Raw genomic sequence first — 5765 nt, 5'->3', positions numbered from 1 at the left:
TGCCATGGTGGAAAAAGTGGCAGCCCTGAAACCGACGGTACTGAAAATGTGGGTAGACGATCACGGCGGCGGGCAGAAAATGAAGCCGGAAATTTACCGGGCAATTATAAGCGAAGCCCACAAAAGAAATATCCGCGTAGCTGCGCACCTTTTTTATGCCGAAGATGCCAGTGCATTGATTGACGCAGGTCTTGATATCATCGCTCACAGCATCCGCGATAAGGAAGTTGACCAGGCGCTTTTGACCAAAATGAAACAGAAGAATGTCACTTATATTCCTACTTTGACGCTAGATGAATACCAGTTTGCTTACGCAGGCAGTCCCGGCTGGCTTAATGATCCGTTTTTCAAAAACTCCCTCGAACCGGGCGTGTTTGAAATGATCACCGACAAAGCTTATGGAGAAAAAATCAGGAGCTCGCCGGAGTATGCGCGCAATATGGAAGCAAACAAGATCGCGATGCGCAATCTTCAAAAGATCGCGGCGGCGGGCATTACTGTGGCACTTGGCACCGACAGCGGCGCGTTTCCGGTACGTACACAGGGATTTACCGAACATCTGGAGATGGAAATGATGGTAGAATCAGGAATGAGCGCAATGCAGGTAATTGTGGCAAGTACCCGCAATGCGGCGCGTGCATTGCAGATAGACAAAGATTATGGTACGCTGGAAGCGGGCAAAGTGGCAGATCTGATCGTCCTCGGCGGCGACCCGACTCAGGATATCCGCAACACGCGGAAGATCAATGCAGTTTGGAAAGAAGGAAAAATAGCAAGTGAAGGTCCGCTCAAATAAGGTTACTTTGCGACTTACAAACGAAGCTCAGTTACCGATATAATTACATTCATTAAGTATTAAGACACTCCCCACACCATGAAGATTGCATTTAAAAGACTCGATCACATCATGCTTTGCATTCCCGAAGGCGCCGAGGAACAAGCGCGGGATTTTTACACCAATGTGCTGGGCCTGGAAGAACTGAAAGACCTGGGTTACCCCCTGCCAAACGGGGCAATATGGTTTCAAATGGGTGACATTCAGCTGCATGTACGGGCTGAAAAGAACCACGACGGTTCGTCCCAGCGGCATCCTGCCTTTGAAGTCAACAACCTGGAAGCAGCGCGGGCTGTGTTGCAGGAACACGGAATAGAGCTGAAAAACGAAAGCAAGATCCCGGACAGGAACCGGTTTTCTTTCCGGGATCCTTTTGGTAATCGCATTGAGCTGATTGAAATGCTGTAACAATGCGGCGCCATCGGGTAAGTTATTTACGCAACAAAAGGGCAAAAAATCGCTTTTGGTAAAAGTAATCCTAAATTTGCCCCACATTCGACGTAGATAAGAACTTCACTTGATGTTAAAGTACCTGTACGGATTGCTGATCGGCATTGTCATTCTTGCCGGAATAGCCGAGGTTGTATTAAGGGTAAAATACGGTTTCTGTAATTCGCCCCTCTATGTTTCTGATCCGGATTTTGAATATATCTATGCACCAAACCAGGACGTGGAACGGTTTGGACAAGTGATCCGCACAAACCAGTTTTCCATGCGGAATGAAGAGATACTCCCCTCCGATTCTATCATAATCCTGCTCATCGGCGACTCTGTTGTAAACGGCGGCAGCCTGACAGACCAGGATAGCATTGCTTCCACGATCCTCGAAAAGCGGTTTCAGCAGGATTTTAAAACACGGGTTCGGGTACTCAATATCTCTGCCGGCTCGTGGGGACCTGATAATGTGGCCGCTTACCTTAAGAAATACGGCGTGTTCAAGGCCAAACTGATGTGCTTGGTGACAAGCAGCCACGACGCTTACGATATCATGTCACACCAAAGTCCGGTGGGAATCGATCCCGGCTGGCCGGACAAGCAATACAAAGTGGCATTGTATGAACTCTGGGACCGGTATCGCTGGATTTTCTTCTATTACCTCGATACCGTTTTACTCACAACCGAGCCTGAAAAGCCAGTTATTACAGCAGAAAACAAGCCCGACCCTGCAAAAGCAGATACGGTTCAGCTGGATTCGGCAAAGCAGGAAACACTTAACCAGGCTGGTATCCGAAAGCCGGGTACTAATTTCAACCCCGGTTACCGCCAGTTGCTCGAAATCGCCGAGACCAATAAGATCCCGTTCTTCATTTACCTGCATCCTGAGATATCAGAAGTAGAAATGGGGCATTTCAATGATCAGGGAAAAGAAATCATGGCATTTGCAAAAGAGAATAATGTCAGGCTGATCAATGAATTACAACTTGGGGTATCTACCAAATTGTACCGCAAAATGGACCTGGTTCATTACAATGCGCAGGGGCAGATTTTTATGGCTGATAACCTGTATCCATTGTTTCAGGAATACTTAAAACTGCCCAGATAATGCGTGTTCTTATTGTACATAACCAGCTTTGGGCACATTATAAATCGAAGCTTTTCAGCGATATTTTCAAAGTATTCAAAAAACAGGAGCCCGGAAGTCAGTTTCTGGTCGCGCAGATCGGTCTGTACGAAGCCAGCCGCGCCGTGATGCAGAACGATGAGAAAGTCACTTACGACTATCCCTATCAGTTGCTGTTCAACAAAAGCCTGGACCAGATTTCGAAAGCGGAGCGGCGCGCGGCGCTGCTTCAGGTTTTCAAAGAATTCAAACCCGACGTACTGAACATCACAGGCTGGGGCGACATGGCGCAGGTGGAGCTGATGTTTTATGCCAAATGGAAAGGTGTAAAAGTGGTAATCTCATCAGAATCATCGGCGCAGGACCACGCACGTTCCAGCTGGAAGGAGGCATTTAAAAGCTTTATTATTAACAGAGGTAATGCGTTTTTTTGTTTTGGTAAAACCTCAGCGGACTATCTGGAAAACCTCGGGATCAATCCGGGCAAAATTGCTGTGCGCAATGCTGCGGTAGTTGACGACCAGGTGATCAGGGAAAATTTCGCGCAGGCCAAAGCAGCACTGAATAACACTGATAAAGCCCTGAACGAAAACCGGCGATTCATATATGTAGGCAGGCTCGCACCGGAGAAAAACCTGGAAATGCTGCTACATGCTTTTGCCGAAATCCAAAAAGCCGGAAATAAGGTAAGTATCTGGGAACTGCTGCTGGTTGGCGACGGTCCGGCCAGAAGTTCGCTCGAAACACTAGCCAAACAGCTGGGAGTGGATGCGCAGATTACGTTTGCCGGCGGGTTTCCTTGGTACGAAGTGCCGCGCTGGCTTGCGCAGAGTGATGTGCTGGTTTTGCCGAGCAAATCTGAACCGTGGGGACTGGTCGTGAATGAGGCGATGGTTTGCGGAATGCCCGTGATTGTTTCCAGTAAATGCGGCTGTGCGCCAGACCTTGTCAGCAATGCAAAAAACGGCTTCACTTTCGATCCGGCAGTACAAAAGGATTTGGAAAAGGCGATGCTATTCTTTGGAGAAAATCCTGAGAAGATTACCGCAATGGGCGCAGTATCAATTGAAAAGATCAAGCCGTTTTCTTCCGGAAAAGTTGCCGAAGAAATGGTCAACACATATAAAATGCTGGCAGAAGCCTGATTCAGGCTACGCCATTTACACTCACCAAAAAGAATGCGGATTTTAAATATTTGTGCATATACCTGGGCAATCGGCGGACCAGCCCGGATCATTTACGACCACACTACGGAAGTGCTGGCGCAGGGCCACCAAGTGGATATCCTGAGCCCGATGACCCCGGGCGAAAAAATGTACCCTGCTCCCGACGGCGCGCGCCTGATCCCCTGTGCGAGAACGACGCCTTTGAGCAACATCTATCGCGAGTTTTCGCTGGAAATGTACCAGTACCTCAAAGCGCATATCCATGAGTATGATGTAGTACACATGCACGGGATCTGGCATTTCGGCAGTCTCGCGCCTTTCCTGATCCCCAACAAAGCCGTGAAAGTAATTACCATTCACGGTTTGCTTGACAAATGGGCGGTGGCACATAGTAAATGGAAAAAGCAGATCGTTACTGCCCTTTATCAAAAACGCCTGCTCGGCAAAGCCGACCTGATCCAGATCAACAATACCGACGAGGAAGAAGATGTGGTACGTTACCTGGGTTACCGGCCCAAAAATATAGTGATCGTGCCAAATGGAATGAAGCTCACCGATTACCAGAATTTGCCCGCAAAAGGTATTTTTCGCCGGAAACATCAGATCCCGGAAAATAAACAGCTTATTCTTTTTATGGGAAGGCTGAATATCAAGAAGGGGCTGGACCTGCTGCTTCCTGCATTTAACAAGATATTCAAACAGGTACCGGACGCAATCCTGATCCTCGCCGGTCCTGACGATGGTTACCAGGCCGAATGTGAAGCTTTTATCCGGAAACATCAGCTGGCTGACCGCATTAAGCTGGTGGGAATGCTGACGGACACTGACAAAAAAGAAGCATTTTCGGACGCTGCATTGTTTGTTCTTCCCTCCTACTCGGAAGGATTTTCCATTGCGGTACTGGAAGCAATGACCTGCAAAATTCCAGCCGTAGTATCCGACAGGGTTGGCTTCGGAGACTACATTAAGAGGTACGATGCCGCGTTTCTGACGCCTCTGAATGCCGATGGAGTTGCTGAGGGGATTCTTAAAATATTACAAGATAAAAGCTACGCGGAAAATGTAGCAAATCGCGCCTATAAGATGGTAACTGAAAATTTTGACATCAAAGTGGTCGCCAATCAGTTATTGGAAGAATACAAGAAAGTTAAAAAAAGCAGCTATCTTTGAGCATTTAAGTAACCGCTGAAAACCGAACCGGAAACACTATACCTGGATATGATAGACTTATCGGTCATTATTTTGACCCACAATGAATCGAAACACATCGGGCGGTGCATCAAGAGTCTTCATCAGATTACGGACAAGATTTTTATTGTCGATTCTTTTTCAACGGACGATACAGTTGCTATTGCCGAAAGTCTCGGTGCTACCGTGATTCAGAATACGTGGGTATCCTACTCTTTCCAGTTCAATTTCGGCATTGCGAATAACCCATTCAACACAGCCTGGCTGATGCGAATGGACGCAGACGAATACATTACGCCGGAACTTGCAGCTGAATTGAATGCAGGGTTGTCGCAGGTAGCTGAAAGTGTCTCGGGGTTGTATGTAAAAAGGCGCGTCATTTTCATGGATAAATGGATCAAACGCGGCGGCTACTATCCGATCTGGCTGCTGCGGCTGTGGCGCAGTGGCACCGGTACCTGTGAGGAGTTGTGGATGGACGAGCATATCAAGCTCAGCAGTGGCACTACTGCCAATCTCAACCACGATATCGTTGATCATAACCTTAATAACCTCACCTGGTGGACCCAAAAGCATAACAATTATGCAATACGGGAAGTCATTGATTTATTGAACATTAAATATAATTTTGACAGCAAACCCACTGTCGATCCGAAGTTTTGGGGGAGCCAGGAGCAGCGTACGCGTTACCTTAAAGTGAAGTACGCCAAAATGCCTCTTTTTACAAGACCATTCATCTATTTCAGTTTCCGGTACATTCTTAAACTGGGCTTTCTGGATGGTGTGAAAGGATTGATCTGGCACTTTTTACAGGGATTCTGGTACCGGTTCCTGGTTGATGCCAAGATATACGAGGTGTACTACCGAGCAGGTCGAGACAAAGAGCAGATAATTACACATTTCAGAACGGAATATGGAAAAGACCTTAAAAGCCCAAACCGATCTGTCAAAGTATGACAACAGCTGGTACAAGCCGGGGAATGTTGTCAAGCAGATCCTTTGGTATTTTACCGGC

General features: G+C 47.4%; 6 protein-coding genes. All 6 read left to right on the top strand.

Going from position 1 to position 5765, the window contains the following annotated elements; genetic code table 11:
• A partial coding sequence (locus ACTIE6_RS14635) for an amidohydrolase family protein (protein WP_439557348.1) occupies positions 1–796 on the top strand: 796 nt, incomplete at its 5' end.
• A 78-nt stretch (positions 797–874) separates the two neighbouring features.
• The gene (locus ACTIE6_RS14630; protein WP_439557347.1) at positions 875–1243 is read left to right on the top strand and encodes a VOC family protein; all 369 of its coding nucleotides are present in this window, start codon (positions 875–877) and stop codon (positions 1241–1243) included.
• Positions 1244–1355: 112 nt separating this feature from the next.
• Positions 1356–2378, top strand: coding sequence for a hypothetical protein (locus ACTIE6_RS14625; protein ID WP_439557346.1), 1023 nt, complete (start codon positions 1356–1358; stop codon positions 2376–2378).
• Complete coding sequence (locus ACTIE6_RS14620; RefSeq protein WP_439557345.1) at positions 2378–3541, top strand: glycosyltransferase; 1164 nt, start codon at positions 2378–2380, stop codon at positions 3539–3541. The genes ACTIE6_RS14625 and ACTIE6_RS14620 overlap by 1 nt, the downstream gene beginning before the upstream one ends.
• Positions 3542–3574: 33 nt before the next feature.
• Positions 3575–4732 carry a glycosyltransferase gene (locus tag ACTIE6_RS14615; RefSeq protein ID WP_439557344.1) on the top strand — a complete coding sequence of 386 codons (1158 nt, stop codon included), beginning with the start codon at positions 3575–3577 and terminating at the stop codon, positions 4730–4732.
• Positions 4733–4780: 48 nt separating this feature from the next.
• A complete protein-coding gene (locus ACTIE6_RS14610; protein WP_439557343.1) occupies positions 4781–5707 on the top strand; it encodes a glycosyltransferase family 2 protein in 927 nt (308 codons plus the stop codon).
• The last annotated feature ends 58 nt before the right edge of the window (positions 5708–5765 follow it).

This window comes from Dyadobacter sp. (assembly GCF_051859145.1).
GTDB lineage: Bacteria > Bacteroidota > Bacteroidia > Cytophagales > Spirosomataceae > Dyadobacter.
This window is presented reverse-complemented; position numbering and strand designations above follow the sequence as displayed.